This window comes from Burkholderia sp. MSMB0856, from assembly GCF_001524645.2.
Classification (GTDB): domain Bacteria; phylum Pseudomonadota; class Gammaproteobacteria; order Burkholderiales; family Burkholderiaceae; genus Burkholderia; species Burkholderia diffusa.
On sequence record NZ_CP013428.1, the window covers coordinates 1,620,082 to 1,634,840 of the forward strand.

Genomic DNA, 14,759 nt, shown 5'->3' on the forward strand with positions numbered 1-14,759 from the left:
AATGTTACGTTGCATATCGGTCCTCCGCTTGATGGCTGACCTCAGGAGCCCACACGGCGCTTCCTACGCCCCAACAAGGAATGGTACCGACGTCGTTATAGCTCGATCCGAAAGCCGCTAGGCGGCTCAAGGAAGAACGGGTAGAAGCGCTTCGCGCATTCCATGATATCCGGCGGCCCCGACAAAACAGCAGTCTCCCACCACCTGTCGCCAAATACAATCCAGTCACCTGGCAAGGGCAACACAACGTATTGCTGAGAATTGGATCCTAGCGCGTCTGCGGGACTGGCTCCAGGATCCTCCAACAAAAATTCAAAGAACTCGTCGGCGGTGTTGTGAGAGTGGTGAATGAAGCCCGGGTACTTGCCGAAATGAAAATGGAAGTAGCGAAATGGATCTGGCTTCAATACCAACGTTGCGAAATCAGTGGCTCCCGTTAACGCGAGTAGGTGTTGAATTAGATCAAAAAATTTCTGGGTCTGTAGATCAATAGCATCGAAGTAAAGTAGATCTGTTGACGGTTTGTCACGAAGTGCTTCGACAGCAGCAATCGCGCGTTGCCAAAGCGGCACGAAGTCGGCTCGTTCGCTCAGAAAGTTAATTGTATTCATGGATTGGGAAGTCGTATTTTGAGTGTGGCCTTCTTCGCGCCAGCGGGAATGTACTCGGCAGTCGGCATGCCGGCATTCGAATCGTTCCGGATCGTGAAACGTTCACCATTTTTCGCAAAGATGTCGGTCTTTCCATCTTTGGCGAGGTTATGAGCCCATCCGTCTTTGGTCAAGTTTGCCCCAAACTCTGCTCGGCCAACGTCTGTTTCAACATTCCTGACGCTTCGTCCAATTGTAATATCCTTGACAGCGCGTCCCGGCGGAATTCCGGGGATTTGCTCAGCGGCGGGCCGGCACTTCGCCTTGAGGCGCGCGATAGCCTCCTTGGCCTTCCTTGCTCCCTGCCCGATACCGTGTTTGATGGCTGGGTTCTTGACGAGCTTCCATATGAAGGCAATCCCACGCGCCGCACCACCTCCCGCCGAGAAATGGCAGTCGCTACAGACAGTCGAAGTGGGAAGCGAAGGGCTGCCCATGCGTTGACGGGCACTTTGGAGGTTGGCAAGCGGCCATATTGGCGAATCGCCATAGTTATAGTTATCGATCCACTGGTTAATCTCTTCGTCACTGATCGGAACGCCGATCGCGCTGCCATTCGTGGCAACTGTCCCGATGCGCGAGGTGACTCGACCGTCAGGTGAAAAACTGAACGAAACCTTGAATACACGTCGTACGTTGCCGTTTGCCGGATTAGCATATTCGTCAAATTTGAAATCAGTGATTCGCCCCCGCGAGTCGTACTTAAGATCGAACTCTCCCGTTGGGTTCTTACCTCTTAGGACTCGGTGTGCAGCGTCGCGCAACTCCATCGTTGTCGACGCAGAGCGATTGCCGATGGTTTGATCGATTCTGTATACGTTGCCGGTGTAGTCCCGGATGATCCTCCATCGTCTGGTTTCACTCCCGTCCGCCGTTTCGCGAACACCCTGAAGCCGATTGACTGAACCGTATTCGATCCCGTAAGCCATTGTTGCAGCGCCGCCAGCCTTCAACGCGCCAAAGCCACTAGCCCCGGTCGCATCGGTGGTCGGGGTCTCGCTGATGGCCATTACGTTTCCGAAGTACGGGTTGTACACGAATGCCTGAATCAGATGCGGCGACGCAATCATCGAAGGACGCAAACTCGTGGCATCGGCATAGCGAATCGTGGTAATCGACTTGGCCGATGCATTCTTAAAGGTCACCTGAATAGGGCGCCCGATGTCATCGTAGCTGTATTCCCTCGTACCGCCGCTTGCATCAGTATCCTTTGTAAGCTTTCCGGATGCGTCCCATTCATTGCTAGAATTGCCTACGTTCGACGTACTGGTAGTGGGGCGAAGCACGCCGCCAATCGACGACATGTTCAGCGTGGTAGCGCCCGTTCTACCTGCGATTACGGTGGAACCGGTGTTGTATGTAAACTGCACGTCGCGAGCTGAATCAGGATGGCTGACAGTCACTGCGCGGCCTTGCGTGTCATACGTCCATGTTGCGACTCGTGTGCCGATCTCGTTGATTTCTCCGGTTATAGCGTTCTTGAAGCGTGAATCTTCATAGACATACCGGTATACATAGCCATCCGGCCATGTAACGGAAATTAGATTATCGTCTGCGTCATAGCCGTACTGGGTTACATACCCTAAAGGGTCAGTAAGACGTGATAGACGACGCTTACTGTCGTACTCAAACCGAAGCGTAACGTCTTGGCCAGCGGCTGTGGCCGCCTCATGTTGCGTGAGTGTCGTTAAAAGGCCCGACGAGTCATAGGTCAAAGTTCGTGTGGCGTGGGAATATGTTGTCTCCGATAAGAGAATCCCTTGCAACGAATATGATTCGACAGATTCCGTTTCAAGATCCTTAAGAATCCAGTTCCCCGACGAATTTTGCACCAGAGTCAGACTAGGAACTCCAGAAACCCGCCACGCACCACCCGACCAATTGAATGTAACAGGCTGGCCATTCTCGCGGTAAGCAATGACCTTTGACGAGTTATCACCGTTCGCATTCGTTAGATCGAGGTGACGTTGCCAGCGATGAAACCAGCCGGCTCCCATCGAGCCACCGCTTTTTGTGATTCCTTTCGAGTTATACGTGCGTGCAAATAACATTGGCCAATCATCGCCGCTGACGAAGTCAGTCGCTTCCAACGTAACTGCGCCACTCCCGGGAAAAACTGGATCGGCAACTGGACAAGTATTTTCCGGTGTGGGATCCGACTCTCCTGCATGGCACCAATGCCGAATCAGATCAAGATTGTTTATACAAGCATAATTTCCCATTCCGCCAGGAGTATTGCTGGCCACATCAAGCTCGCACGTCTGCGATCCTGGCCTGGCTCCCGATTTCGCATAAAGTGTGAAGCAATCATCCGCTCTCGCACCAAATGTGACGAGAAGCAGCATGAAAGCGACCGTCAGATTAAGTAGCCGATCAGTGCACCAAGACCCAATGAGATAATTCTGATAATTCTTCTCGCTCATTCAAATATTCTAAATTTTACTTAAAGAATGTACACTGTTGCGTGCATTCCAATAAAATTCAATCTGACAAGTCAGAAAAATATGAATTCGCCTGTGCAAAATGGACCGGCCAGCCTTTCGTAGACATCTTCGAGCCATAATTTATGGCAACCGAGGAGGTCAGGATGAGCGGCAAGCGGTACACGGATGAGTTCAAGATCGAGGCAGTCAAACAGGTAACCGAACGGGGTCATTCGGTGGCGGATGTGGCGCAGCGGCTGGGCATCACGCCCCATAGCCTTTACGCCTGGAAACTGAAGTTCGGCAGGCCCGACGTCGTGCGGCAGGCGGAACCGGATCAGAGCGCCGAGGTTCGGCAACTGAAGGCCAAGCTCAAGCGCATGACCGAGGAGCGCGACATTCTAAAAAATGTATGGTCTGCCCCGGATTTGCAAAGGGATAGCGGCAAGGTACGCGTTCATGCGAGCCCATCTCGGCGAGTTCCGCCTGCACTCGATGTGCCGAGTCCTTGGCGTGCATCACAGCGGTTATTACGTCTGGCAGCGGCAGACAGTCGGTGTCCGCAAGCGTGAGGATGATCGATTGCTTGGTCTGATCAAGCATTCCCGGCTGGCCAGCGGCGGCGTCTATGGCTACCGCAAGGTCACGGTGGATTTGCGTGAATCGGGCGAAACGTGCAGCCGTCACCGCGTCCATCGCCTCATGAAAGGCGAAGGTCTGCGGGCAGAAGTGGGCTATGGCAGCAAGCCCCGCTATCGGGATGGTCCGGTCGGCATAATCGCCAACGTGCTGAACCGTGAGTTCGCGCCAACTGCACCGAACCGGGTCTGGGCAACGGACATCACGTACATCCGGACTTACGAGGGCTGGCTGTATCTGGCGGCTGTTATGGATCTGTACTCGCGCCAGATCGTCGGTTGGGCTACGCGCTCGACGATGACCGGCGATCTGGTTTTACAGGCGCTGTTGGCTGCGGTTTGGAAACGCAAACCGCGACCCGGTGTCATGGTGCATTCCGACCAGGGCAGTCAATTCACGAGCGATGACTGGCAGTCATTCCTGGAGGCGCACCAAATGGTGCCAAGCATGAGTCGGCGCGGTAATTGCCACGACAATGCCGTGGCCGAGAGCTTTTTCAGCACCCTAAAAAAGGAGCGAATCAAGCGGCGCATCTATCCGAGTCGGGCGACGGCGACCTCGGACCTGTTCGATTACATCGAAATGTTTTATAACCCGGTTCGTCGGCATGGTTCCGCCGGCGATCTTTCACCGATTGAGTTTGAGCGGCGCTACGCGTTAAACGGCTCGTGAGTGTCTATGAAACTCTGGCCGGTCCAGTCCTCCGCAAATCGTGAGGCGACCAGTGCGTGATAGGTAGCCGCGGCCGATTATGATTCGGCGCCTGCCTACAGTACGGCTGATGATAGTAAATGCCGTGCGAAATGACGGTCTGCTTCATCATCTCGCCGGTCGACGTCGGGAACAGATAGCCGTTCACGGCCTGGTCCTTGCGTCGACGGACAACGGCCTCGGCTCGACCAACGAGAGGCACCCGCAGATCCCCTGCTTTCGCACGCCACGAGTTCTTGGTTTTTTCCTTCGGCACCGTCCACCAGAGCCCGTCCGCCTCGTCGGCGATTTCGTGCGACTCCATCGAAATGATTTCGCCGCCGCGGGCGCCCGTCCACAGATACAACGTGATCGCGTCGGAAACCGTTAGGCTCATATTCGGCAGCCAGCGGAGCAGCGTGCCGATCTCATCCTCGCTCAATACCCGCTTTTTCGTGCCCATGGCGACGCCGTCGATCGTGCGCCCCTTGCTGTGAAGCTTGCCGCGCAGGATCATTCGCCACCAGTTCGGCGTGCCGTCGGGCAGCCCCCCAGCGTCCGTCTCATAGTCCCATGCTCCGCCTAACTCCATGCGGAGGCGCGCAGCGAGCGCCGGCGTGGCACGATAGGAATTCAAGAATTCGAATGCCTGCGCACGAGTTATCGACGCAGCCGGAACGCTCTCGATCGGGCCGAGCATCGCCTTGAACATCCGTCTAACCTCGATCACGCCCTTGCCCTTGCGGTTCGGCTCCAGATAGCCGCCCATATAGTCGAAGCACACCTGCTTGACGGTGTATGCGTCGACGGCGCGCGAATTGGCAACCGCAGCACGGTTCTCGCGCTTTGCAGCAGCAGGATCGGCCCCCGCATCGCGCTCCGCTCGCCTTTGCTCCCATTCGGAAATCGCCGCGGGAAACCCCATGGCCGGCCACTCGCCGAGCTTCACCTGACGCATCCGGTCGTCAATGGGGGATTTGTATCGGTGGATCCAGGAACGACGGCTCTCGCTGGCCTGGAAGCGGAGCCCCGGGAATCCGTCAAAGGTCATATGCTGGCCCGCAGGAAGCTTGCTCGCAGTTCGTGCGTCGAATCTCATCAGCGGTCGGCGTAGGTTTTTGTTGGAGGCCGAGACCGCAGCGTAGCTTTTTGGTCTGGCGTAGGAAAATGTTACGCCAAAGTGCCAAGTTTTCGCCCATTTCGTCAAATGCAGACAAGCCACCTGACAAACGCAACTTTCGGATCAAATCCTTTACCAGAAAGGCTCCGATGTGTGGGAGCCAGATGGAACAAGGGGCTCCGCAGAGCCCCTTGTTTCCGTTACTCGTTTTCCTCGAAGTAATGCCCAAATTTCGCCTGCTTGGTCCGGATGTAACGCTCGTTTTCCTCGCGTACGGGTACCGCGAGCGCCACGCGTTCGCAGACGGGAATGCCGTGCTTCACGAGCGTATCGAATTTCTTCGGGTTGTTGCTCATCAGTCGCACCGACGTCACGCCGAGGATCCGGAGGATCGCTGCGGCCGAGTCGTATTCGCGGGCGTCGTCGGGCAAGCCGAGGTCGAGATTTGCCTCGACGGTGTCGCGCCCCTGCTCCTGCAACGCGTATGCACGGATCTTGTTGCTCAGGCCGATGCCGCGCCCTTCGTGGCCGCGCAAATAAAGCAGCACGCCGCGGTCTTCCGCCGCGATGTAACGCAGCGCGAGGTCGAGTTGCTCGCCGCAATCGCAGCGGTAGGAACCGAACACGTCGCCGGTCAGGCATTCGGAATGAAGCCGCGTCAGCACGGACTGTTCGCCGGTGACGTCACCCATCACGAGCGCGAGATGTTCGGCATCGCTGCCCGATACGCGGAAGGCGTACGACGTGAACGTACCGTAGCGCGTGGGCAGCGACGCCGTGGCGACGAGCGTCACGCACTCGTCGGCCTGGCCATTGCCCGGCGTGGGCGATTGGGGACGCGAAGACATCATGAATTCAATCGAAACGATCAGGAATGTAGGAATTGTGTGGATGGTGCGTGACCGGAGTTTACCGCTAATCTGGAAACGTCACGCGACTGCCGCAACGGGCCCGGCTATACTGGGCCCGTCGGGTGCCGCGCATCACGCCCTGCCTTCCCTGCATCGTCCCGCACACGGAGAAAGCAAATGAGCACGACTGTCGCGCAAATTCTCAAAGCCAAGCCGGATTCCGGCCGCACGATCTACACCGTCACGAAAGCCGATTTCGTCTATGACGCCATCAAGCTGATGGCGGAAAAGGGAATCGGCGCATTGCTGGTCATGGACGGCGACGACATCGCGGGCATCGTCACCGAGCGCGATTACGCGCGCAAGGTCGTGCTGCAGGACCGTTCGTCGAAGGCCACCCGCGTCGAGGAAATCATGACGGCCAAGGTGCGCTACGTGGAGCCGTCGCAATCCACCGACGAGTGCATGGCGCTGATGACCGAACACCGGATGCGCCACCTGCCCGTCCTGCAGGACGGCAAGCTCATCGGCCTGATCTCGATCGGTGACCTCGTGAAGAGTGTGATTGCCGACCAGCAATTCACGATCAGCCAGCTCGAACACTACATCCACGGCACACCGACGGTCACGTCCGCCTGACCCATCCCAGCAAAAAAGGCCCAAACGCGCGAGCGTCTGGGCGGGAAAGCCGCCGGAATGCGGCGACGGAGGTTCTGCTCTGCTGACGCGGACGCGCGCGAGTGGCGCGCGCCCCGTCGGTCACATGCTGTGCGCGGGCAGACCCGGGGATGTTCAGTTGCCGAAGTAGACGGAGTTCACGGGATTCGGGGCTTCACGCGTCATGCGGCGGCCCGACTGGCCTGCGCCCGTCGCCACCGCACCATAGCCGCTCGTGTCGGCTTGGGCGAGCATCGGCTGATTCGGCTGGCTCCGTTGTTCTGCGGCCTGGATGTTCTGCGGATATTGCGCGTCGCTCGCGAGCGGCTTGTAGCCGTTCTGTTCGAGTTGCACGAGTTCGGCCCGGACCTGATCGCGGGTCAAGCCCTGCTCGGACTGCGCGAACGATGCGATCGGGGCGGCAAGGACGGATGCAGCGATCGCTGCGTAGATGATCGACTTCATGATGGGGACCTCCGAAATATGTTCTCTTTTGGCGTCGCTTCCGGCGGGACTGTCTGAAGCGATGGATCAAGTGTAGTGCTCGCGATACCAAGGGGAAACCCTTGGCTTGAACATACAGCGTTGCATTTTCGGAAAAAATAGACCGGTGCCCTCGCGCAAGATCGCGATTACTTCAATCATTTCCACAACAATGCCTGACGAAAAGCCGACAGCCTGATCACCGACCCGGAAGGTTGTGTTGTAGAATCGAAAGGTTTTATTCGCCTGTCGATACCCCATTCACCATGCACGCGCCCACGCCTCTTTCGGTTTCGCCGTCCGGCCCGTCCGGCCCGTCCGGCGTGCGCGCGCGCGCCGGCCACCCGGCGCACCCCTGCCTTCGACGCACGGCCCAGGCACCGCTCGCCCCTGCCCGGCGCCTGATCTGACAGCACGGCCTCCTCCCGGAGCCAGGTCAGACAGGCTCCGGGCGATCCCCATAGGCACGCCACGCCTGCCCCATGCCGATCATTTGGAGAACTGCCATGAAACAACGCCTTTATCAGTTGACCGAACTCGACGTCGCTCGTCTCGAGAAGCACGCCGAACACAACCCGCGCTTCCAGACGATGCTCGACACGCTGCTCGAGCGCGCGGACATCGTGCAGCCCGACGCCATCAAGTCGAACGTCGTCACGATGAACTCGCAGATCACACTGCTCGACGAAGCGTCCCAGGAACAGGCCACCTGGACGATTGTTTATCCGGATGCAGCCAATCTCGAACTCGGACGCCTGAACGTGTTCTCGCCGGTCGGCATGGCGCTGCTGGGCACGCAACGCGGCCAGTTGGTGAAGGTGCTGCAGCCGAGCGGCGCTGAAAAGCTGATGAAGGTCGCGGCGATCGTGTTCCAGCCGGAAGCCAATGGCGAATACACGCGCTGATCCACCGTTCAACCGCAACCTGCGCGGAATGCAAAAAGCGAGGCCTGTGCCTCGCTTTTTTGCATCTCAACGATCCGGACTGTCGTCATCGTATTTCACACGCGAAAAAAAGGCGCCCGAAGGCGCCTTTTTCGATGCTGCGTAGCTGGTTGCCCAGCCGTCACGCTTAGAAGCGGTGACGCAGACCAACCGTTGCTGCGGTTTGGTTGATCGACGAGCTTGCCGGCGTCGTGTTGTCGCCGTTGTAGATCGACGTGCCGATCGCGTTGCCCTTCGCACCACGTTGGTACACAGCTTGTGCGTACACGTCCGTGCGCTTCGACAGCGAGTAGTCAGCTTGCACGCCGAACTGGTTCCAGTGCGAGCTGCCACCGTCGACCTTCGTGTTCGTGTACGTGTAAGCTGCGCCCAGGCCGAGAGCCGGCGTCAGGTTGTACTTTGCGTTGACTTCGTAGTTGTCCGTGCGGAACGCGCCGGTCAGGCCCGGGACGTTATCGATACGCGATTGCGTCCATGCAGCACCGACTTGTGCCGGGCCGAATGCGTAGCCAGCACCAGCACCGTACGTACGGATACGGCCTTGCGAAGCGATGTTCGTCGCGCCGTTGGCGTTGGTACCGTCACCGAGGTTGGCTTGCGAGTACGCTGCACCCAGCTTCAGGCCTTGGAACTGGTACGACAGACCGCCGCTGTAAGCACGGTTGTTGCCGAAGTTCTGGTTGTTCGAGAACGAGTACGTGCCGCCGAACTGCAGGCCAGCGTAGTTAGCGCTCGTGAACTTGACCGAGTTGTTCAGTGCGACGTCGCCGTTCGTGCTCAGGCGGTCGTTGTTGCCGCGGTGCGCGAAGTACGTGCCGCCCCACGTGCCCGTTGCCGTCAGCGGCGCCAGGTAGTCTTGCGTTGCGTCGTACTGCTTGCCCAGCGTGACCGTGCCGTACTGGCTCGACAGGCCAACGAATGCTTGACGGTTGAACATGCCGCCGTTGTTGCCCAGCTTGCCGTTACCGATGCCGAAGCCGCTTTCCAACGTGAAGATTGCCTTCAGGCCGCCACCGAGGTCTTCCGAGCCACGCAGGCCGAAACGGCTCTGGTCGATGCCCGAGCCCATCGACCACAGCGACTTGCCGGCGACGTTGCTTTGGTAGGTGATGCCTGCGTCCAGCACGCCGTACAGCGTGACGCTGCTTTGCGCGTGAGCGACGGTAGCGAACGATGCTGCAGCTGCTGCAACGATCAGAGTCTTGTTCATTCGTGGAGCTCCCTTCTAAAAAGAGGCAGGTCTCGCGACCTTGTTCATAAACGGTCTGCAACCGCCCGGGAGCGCCATCGGTCCTTCTGGCCGCGCCCGGATAGTTGCCCGTTTGGGAACCGTGAGTTTAGGGGTGTACCCTAGGGCCGCGATCTGCAAATAAAGAAATAAGCTTTTCCAGAACTAGAAATAATGAAAGTGGGCGCACCTTATAAGTATTTGTTTTAACGTCTTTTTTTGACTGATTGACGGATGCTTTTTGGAGGCTTTCATCGCACCATTCTTTCATGTCATCGTCTTGACGGTTGCATAGAAACAACAAACGGAATCGATGGAACCACGCAAAACCGGTAATTTTTACCCGAATCAGTCTCAAATATTGGGCCTACCCGCCTAAAACGCTGCGACTGAACTGTAAACACGCGGCGGTGCAGCCCTTGCCGTCCCTGTTGGACCGCCAGCGCCTGCAGAGTGGGATCGGTGGCGGGCGCCCCGGCTGCCCGCAGGTCGTCGTGACATGCGGTAACAGCCTTAACGCCCCGCGTAACCCGGCCCCGCGACCAGCCAGCTAACGTAAGGCAGCCCGAATACCTATTAGATAGAGGACTCGCCATGAATCGACGCTCGCTGTTGCGCGCCATCGGACTGACCGCCGCCGTCGCCGCCACCGGCGGTTGGCTGCGCACCGCCTCGGCCCAACCCGCACCGCCCGGGTATCGGCCTCCCGGGCCGCCTCCAGGCCCCGGCAGGCCGCCTTATTCCGATCGCCCGGGCTTCGCGCCACCCGCACTGCGACATGATCGCCGGCCACCGCCGCCGCGGCCGCATGGCTATATCTGGACCGACGGCTACTGGCGCTGGCAGCGCGGCCGCTATATATGGGTGCCCGGACGCTGGGTCGCTCGCCGCCCCGGGCGCAGGTGGGTGCCTGGATACTGGCGTCGCCAGGGGCAAGTGTGGGTCTACGTCGACGGTACCTGGCGATAAGTCGCCCGCGCCGGCCATCGGCCGGCGCAGTGCCGCTGCTTCCACGGCCTTGTCGATCGACACGTCGCGCCGTCCTGCATACGAATCGACCGACCGACCAAGCGGAGGCGGATCGCCCCGCCACAACAGTTCATATCCGTCATACGCCGGTCGCCGCGCGTGCGTCGCACCCATCGCGACGCCGCATGCGTGAGCAATTCGCTCAAGACATTCGGATAACGAAATCATCCGATGCTGCCGCAACACACGCATACAGTCGCGGATCGCCACACGCCCGCACGACGCACTCCGCTCAACGCCCGTTGCTCTCCAGCTCGCACGCGCGGCGACGTGCGGCGCATATCGCACGATGATGTTCGTCGGCCCAGCGAATCATCGCGTCCATCGGCGTCAGGAACGAACGCCCGAGGTCCGTCAGCGCATATTCGACGCGCGGCGGCACCTCGGCATACAGCGTGCGGCTGACGAAGCCGTCCTGCTCGAGCCGCTTGAGCATGCGCGACAGCATCTGCTTCGATACGTCGCCGATCGCGCGGGCGAGTTCATTGAAACGCATCGTGCCGCCGGACAGCGCCTCGAGCACGAGCAGGCTCCATTGGTCGCCGATGCGATCAAGCACATCGCGGATCGGGCACGGCTGATCGAGTTCGACGGATTCGTCGGCGGACGTAAACGGCATGACGGGATTCTCTTTCACGGGCGATGCACGGTCACCGCGGCGTGACCTGCTCACTCCGCGGTGACTTCTTGTGACGGGTTCGCGGCAACTGTACCATTCGATCGACCCGATGGCCGCACGGATTTTCAAGTTCTGCGAAGCATACGGATGCGCACAGTCGGCACTCCTTCGCCCGCCGATGATGACGATCGGCGTCATCCGCGATCGCACACCGTGCGCCCACCCACGAACCCCCAGACAAGGAACCCGCCACATGTCACCGCTCCGCTCCCCCGTCCGCGCCGTTGCCGCGTTCGTCCTGCTTGCCGCATCGACCGCCGCGCCGGCCGCCGGTCATGTCACGCGCGACCCGGCCGCCGAGGAAGCCAACCGCCAGCTCGTGCTGACGTTCTACGACCGCTTCTTCAACAAGCACGAAGCGGTCGAGGCTGCCGCCGTCGTCGCCGACGACTACAAGCAGCACAACCCGCACGTGCCCGACGGCAAGAAGCCGTTCGTGTCGTACTTCGTCGGCGCGTTTCAGAAGAACCCCGAATCACGCGCGCAGATCGTCCGCAGCTCGACCGATGGCGACCTCGTCTATCTGCATGTGCATGCGACCGAGCGGCCGGGCGATCGCGGCGACGCGGTGGTCGACATCTTCCGCGTGAAGGACGGCAAGATCGTCGAGCACTGGGACGTGATCCAGTCGGTGCCCGAAAAGGCCGCGAACGCGAACACGATGTTCTGATCGGGCGGCCCGTGGACCGATGCCCGGCCGACCTCGCGACACGACGCTGCCCGGCACGCGCGAACGCCCCTACATCGGGCTTCGCCGCCACGCCCGTCCGACCGTGCCAGGGCCGTCATCCGCCTGCGCGCGGCCGAGCACGGCTCGGGCCCGGCCGCGCGCATCAGGCGACGTCGAGCGCGAGCACCTGCCCGGTCGTCAACACGTCGCCGAACGTGTCCGACAGCGCGGCCAGCGTGGCGCGGTGAAGGTCGCGGTGCGGCACCGTGCCGCCGTCCGCGACATCGAGGTCGCGCGTCGCGCACGCGTCGTCGACGACCATCACCGCGTAGCCGAGCGGCACGGCATCGCGGGCCGCGCCGGCAACACACGCATGCGTCATCAGCCCGGTGACGATAAGCGTGTCGATGCCGGCCGCCTTCAGGCGCGCGTCGAGGTCCGTCGTCGGAAACACGCTCACCGACGTCTTCTTCACGACCGCGTGATGCGGCGCCGGCTGCAGGTCCGCATGAAAGCGGAAGCCGTCGCTGCCGTCGGCGAAGAGCGGGTCGCCGGCCGCGCCGACGTGCTGAACGTGGAATACCGGGATGCCGGCGCGATCGGCGAACGCGATCACGCGTCGCGCATTGCCCAACGCGCGCGGCCCTTCCGGAATCGGCAGGCGGCCGCTGAAATATTCGTTCTGGAAATCGATCACCAGCAGCGCGGTGCGGGCGGCATCGATCGACGTCGGCGCGCTCGCGCCGGCCAGGGTACGGATGGTCAGATGTTGCATGGGTCGCTCTCTACTCAAGGTTGGCACATCGAACGAAACGGCGGCCCGGCAAGGCCCGCGCCACCGCACGCAGCCTTGCGGCAGGTCGCCACCGTGCGTGGGCTGGCCTGCTGTGACCGCGAGGCGCCAGTGTCGTGCCGTGCGACTCCGCGCGACAGCGGCCCGCAGGACAACGTCCGACAGGATCGGGCCAACCTGCACACAGCCGTCTGCGACAACGCGGCCGCGCGCCCTTAGCGCACCATCGTCACGAAGCTGAGCGGGAAGCCCGAGCCGCCGATCCACAACAGCCCGGTCTCGCCGAATACGGGCAGCAGGTTCGTGAGCGGCTCGCCCGAAAACTGCGGGCTGACGGTCAAGGCCCCGAACGCGCGACAACGCGCAGACGCGTCCACTCGCTTCTCCCCCACCGCGCCGCGTCCCCGCGGCTAGTCCGTTTGGATGGCACGAAGCGCCAGGTTTATTGCCATCATGGCCGTCATTCGTCGCACGCCGCATGCCGCATCGAACGGCGCCGCGCACGCTCGCGCCCCCGCCACGGAGACATCATGAACGCCCCCGTCCTCGGCCCCGTCGACCAGATCAGCTTCGTGGTCGCCGATCTCGACCGCAGCATCGCGCGCTGGCGCGCCCGCCACGATGCGGGCCCGTGGACCGTGTTCCGCGACGTGCGTCTCGACGGCCGCTACCTCGGTGAAGCTGTGACGGTCACGATGGATGTCGGGCTCGCGTATCTCGGCGACGTGCAGATCGAACTGATCCACGTGACGAACGATGCGCCGTCGCCATACCGCGACGCGCACGGGCAACCGCTCGCGGGCCTGCATCACGTCGCATGGGTGGTCGACGATCTCGATGCCGCGGTGGCGCGGCTCACGGCGCGCGGCCTGCGCGTCGTGTTCGAAGCGCGCAACCCGGCCACGCGCGTCGCCTACCTCGATGACGCCGACGATCCCGGCGTGCGCGTCGAAGTGATCGAAGGCGCCGGCATGCGCGACATGATCGCGCGCGGCATCGCCGAAGCACGCGCATGGGATGGCGCCGATCCGGTCCGCATCATCGACGCGCCGGCCGCCGCATGAGCGGGCTCGTGCGTCCCCCTTCACTCACTGGAGCAACACGATGAAACGACTCGAAGGCAAAGTGGCGCTGATCACGGGCGGTGCCCGCGGCCAGGGCGAGGCGGAGGCACGCCGGTTCGTCGCCGAAGGCGCACGCGTGGTGATCGCCGACGTGCTGGACGACGCCGGCCAACGCGTCGCGGCCGAACTCGGCGACGCCGCACGCTACCAGCATCTCGACGTGACGAACGAAGACGACTGGCACACCGCCGTTCACACGACGCTCGCGCACTTCGGCCGGCTGGACGTCCTCGTGAACAACGCGGCGATCCTGAAGCTCGTGCCGATCGAGTCCTGTTCGCTCGACGACTATCGCAGGGTGATCGACGTGAACCAGGTCGGCTGCTGGCTCGGCATGAAATCGGCATTGGCCGCGCTGAAGGACGCGGGCGGCGGCTCGATCGTCAACGTGTCGTCGACGGCCGGGATGGAAGGCGTGGCCGGCGGCAGCGCGTATGTGTCGAGCAAGTTCGCCGTGCGCGGGATGACGAAGGCCGCCGCGCTCGAGTTCGGCCGCTACGGAATCCGCGTGAACTCGGTCCATCCGGGCGGCATCGACACCGTGATGGCACGCCCGCCGGAATACGCCGATTTCGACCCGTCCTCGATCTACAGCGGGCTGCCGATCGCGCGCATCGGCAAACCCGACGAAGTGGCGAGCCTCGTGCTGTTTCTCGCGTCCGACGAATCCGCGTATTGCACGGGCTCGGAATTCATCGTCGACGGCGGAATGCTCGCGGGCAGCACGTTCCACTGATCCGCAGCGGGATCGACGGGCAGGTCCGGCCGCTCATCCGCAC

At 61.1% G+C, this 14,759-nt stretch carries 16 protein-coding genes; 7 read left to right on the forward strand and 9 right to left on the reverse strand.

Annotation, left to right across the window (positions count from 1 at the left end):
• Positions 1 to 95 precede the first annotated feature (95 nt).
• Together WS87_RS24835 and WS87_RS24840 are read right to left on the reverse strand one after the other, a co-directional pair.
• The gene (locus WS87_RS24835) at positions 96 to 611 is read right to left on the reverse strand and encodes a hypothetical protein (protein WP_059819349.1); all 516 of its coding nucleotides are present in this window, start codon (positions 609 to 611) and stop codon (positions 96 to 98) included.
• On the reverse strand, positions 608 to 3,073 hold the full coding sequence (locus WS87_RS24840) for a DUF6531 domain-containing protein (protein WP_082750666.1): 2,466 nt from the start codon (positions 3,071 to 3,073) through the stop codon (positions 608 to 610). The genes WS87_RS24835 and WS87_RS24840 overlap by 4 nt, the downstream gene beginning before the upstream one ends.
• Positions 3,074 to 3,237: 164 nt before the next feature.
• On the opposite strand from WS87_RS24840, the gene WS87_RS24845 reads away from it, so the two are divergent.
• A protein-coding gene (locus WS87_RS24845; protein ID WP_236873239.1) for an IS3 family transposase occupies positions 3,238 to 4,384 on the forward strand; the annotation gives its coding sequence in 2 pieces (ribosomal slippage) (positions 3,238 to 3,485 and positions 3,484 to 4,384; 1,149 coding nt in all).
• 4 nt (positions 4,385 to 4,388) lie between these two features.
• Here the strand turns inward: WS87_RS24845 and WS87_RS24850 are convergent.
• Together WS87_RS24850 and ribA are read right to left on the reverse strand one after the other, a co-directional pair.
• Positions 4,389 to 5,501, reverse strand: coding sequence for a tyrosine-type recombinase/integrase (locus tag WS87_RS24850; RefSeq protein ID WP_236873240.1), 1,113 nt, complete (start codon positions 5,499 to 5,501; stop codon positions 4,389 to 4,391).
• Positions 5,502 to 5,722: 221 nt separating this feature from the next.
• Complete coding sequence (gene ribA / locus WS87_RS24855) at positions 5,723 to 6,373, reverse strand: GTP cyclohydrolase II (protein WP_059819351.1); 651 nt, start codon at positions 6,371 to 6,373, stop codon at positions 5,723 to 5,725.
• 177 nt (positions 6,374 to 6,550) lie between these two features.
• On the opposite strand from ribA, the gene WS87_RS24860 reads away from it, so the two are divergent.
• Positions 6,551 to 7,012 (forward strand): CBS domain-containing protein, encoded by a 462-nt coding sequence (locus WS87_RS24860; RefSeq protein ID WP_059468448.1) that lies wholly within the window; start codon positions 6,551 to 6,553, stop codon positions 7,010 to 7,012.
• A gap of 153 nt (positions 7,013 to 7,165) precedes the next feature.
• Here WS87_RS24860 and WS87_RS24865 read toward each other — a convergent pair whose 3' ends face one another.
• A complete protein-coding gene (locus WS87_RS24865; protein WP_059526514.1) occupies positions 7,166 to 7,495 on the reverse strand; it encodes a DUF4148 domain-containing protein in 330 nt (109 codons plus the stop codon).
• Between the two features lie 524 nt (positions 7,496 to 8,019).
• Between WS87_RS24865 and WS87_RS24870 the strand changes: the two genes are divergently transcribed.
• Positions 8,020 to 8,418, forward strand: a complete 399-nt coding sequence (locus WS87_RS24870; RefSeq protein ID WP_059526516.1) for a GreA/GreB family elongation factor — start codon at positions 8,020 to 8,022, stop codon at positions 8,416 to 8,418.
• 166 nt (positions 8,419 to 8,584) lie between these two features.
• On the opposite strand, the gene WS87_RS24875 is transcribed toward WS87_RS24870, so the two are convergent.
• Positions 8,585 to 9,667 (reverse strand): porin, encoded by a 1,083-nt coding sequence (locus WS87_RS24875; RefSeq protein WP_059507688.1) that lies wholly within the window; start codon positions 9,665 to 9,667, stop codon positions 8,585 to 8,587.
• A 612-nt stretch (positions 9,668 to 10,279) separates the two neighbouring features.
• Between WS87_RS24875 and WS87_RS24885 the strand changes: the two genes are divergently transcribed.
• The gene (locus WS87_RS24885) at positions 10,280 to 10,654 is read left to right on the forward strand and encodes a YXWGXW repeat-containing protein (RefSeq protein ID WP_082750667.1); all 375 of its coding nucleotides are present in this window, start codon (positions 10,280 to 10,282) and stop codon (positions 10,652 to 10,654) included.
• 292 nt (positions 10,655 to 10,946) lie between these two features.
• Here the strand turns inward: WS87_RS24885 and WS87_RS24890 are convergent, their stop codons facing one another.
• A complete protein-coding gene (locus WS87_RS24890) occupies positions 10,947 to 11,333 on the reverse strand; it encodes a winged helix-turn-helix transcriptional regulator (RefSeq protein ID WP_059819352.1) in 387 nt (128 codons plus the stop codon).
• Between the two features lie 253 nt (positions 11,334 to 11,586).
• Between WS87_RS24890 and WS87_RS24895 the strand changes: the two genes are divergently transcribed.
• Positions 11,587 to 12,063: a nuclear transport factor 2 family protein gene (locus tag WS87_RS24895; RefSeq protein WP_059819353.1), complete on the forward strand. Its 477-nt coding sequence runs from the start codon at positions 11,587 to 11,589 to the stop codon at positions 12,061 to 12,063.
• Positions 12,064 to 12,226: 163 nt separating this feature from the next.
• On the opposite strand, the gene WS87_RS24900 is transcribed toward WS87_RS24895, so the two are convergent.
• Positions 12,227 to 12,838 (reverse strand): cysteine hydrolase family protein, encoded by a 612-nt coding sequence (locus WS87_RS24900; protein WP_059819354.1) that lies wholly within the window; start codon positions 12,836 to 12,838, stop codon positions 12,227 to 12,229.
• A gap of 233 nt (positions 12,839 to 13,071) precedes the next feature.
• The gene (locus WS87_RS34485) at positions 13,072 to 13,197 is read right to left on the reverse strand and encodes a hypothetical protein (RefSeq protein ID WP_257792236.1); all 126 of its coding nucleotides are present in this window, start codon (positions 13,195 to 13,197) and stop codon (positions 13,072 to 13,074) included.
• Between the two features lie 189 nt (positions 13,198 to 13,386).
• Here WS87_RS34485 and WS87_RS24905 point away from each other — a divergent pair, with 189 nt between their 5' ends.
• Together WS87_RS24905 and WS87_RS24910 are read left to right on the forward strand one after the other, a co-directional pair.
• Complete coding sequence (locus tag WS87_RS24905; RefSeq protein WP_059819682.1) at positions 13,387 to 13,920, forward strand: VOC family protein; 534 nt, start codon at positions 13,387 to 13,389, stop codon at positions 13,918 to 13,920.
• Between the two features lie 40 nt (positions 13,921 to 13,960).
• A complete protein-coding gene (locus WS87_RS24910) occupies positions 13,961 to 14,716 on the forward strand; it encodes a glucose 1-dehydrogenase (protein WP_059819355.1) in 756 nt (251 codons plus the stop codon).
• Positions 14,717 to 14,759 lie beyond the last annotated feature (43 nt).

Coding starts and splice junctions, on each gene's coding strand:
- WS87_RS24910 (WP_059819355.1), top strand. CDS start 13,961: ATGAAACGACTCGAAGGCAAAGTGGCGCTGATCACGGGCGGTGCCCGC.
- WS87_RS24860 (WP_059468448.1), top strand. CDS start 6,551: ATGAGCACGACTGTCGCGCAAATTCTCAAAGCCAAGCCGGATTCCGGC.
- WS87_RS24865 (WP_059526514.1), bottom strand. CDS start 7,495: ATGAAGTCGATCATCTACGCAGCGATCGCTGCATCCGTCCTTGCCGCC.
- WS87_RS24875 (WP_059507688.1), bottom strand. CDS start 9,667: ATGAACAAGACTCTGATCGTTGCAGCAGCTGCAGCATCGTTCGCTACC.
- WS87_RS24895 (WP_059819353.1), top strand. CDS start 11,587: ATGTCACCGCTCCGCTCCCCCGTCCGCGCCGTTGCCGCGTTCGTCCTG.
- WS87_RS24835 (WP_059819349.1), bottom strand. CDS start 611: ATGAATACAATTAACTTTCTGAGCGAACGAGCCGACTTCGTGCCGCTT.
- WS87_RS24840 (WP_082750666.1), bottom strand. CDS start 3,073: ATGAGCGAGAAGAATTATCAGAATTATCTCATTGGGTCTTGGTGCACT.
- WS87_RS24900 (WP_059819354.1), bottom strand. CDS start 12,838: ATGCAACATCTGACCATCCGTACCCTGGCCGGCGCGAGCGCGCCGACG.
- ribA (WP_059819351.1), bottom strand. CDS start 6,373: ATGATGTCTTCGCGTCCCCAATCGCCCACGCCGGGCAATGGCCAGGCC.
- WS87_RS24905 (WP_059819682.1), top strand. CDS start 13,387: ATGAACGCCCCCGTCCTCGGCCCCGTCGACCAGATCAGCTTCGTGGTC.
- WS87_RS24890 (WP_059819352.1), bottom strand. CDS start 11,333: ATGCCGTTTACGTCCGCCGACGAATCCGTCGAACTCGATCAGCCGTGC.
- WS87_RS24850 (WP_236873240.1), bottom strand. CDS start 5,501: ATGAGATTCGACGCACGAACTGCGAGCAAGCTTCCTGCGGGCCAGCAT.
- WS87_RS24870 (WP_059526516.1), top strand. CDS start 8,020: ATGAAACAACGCCTTTATCAGTTGACCGAACTCGACGTCGCTCGTCTC.
- WS87_RS24885 (WP_082750667.1), top strand. CDS start 10,280: ATGAATCGACGCTCGCTGTTGCGCGCCATCGGACTGACCGCCGCCGTC.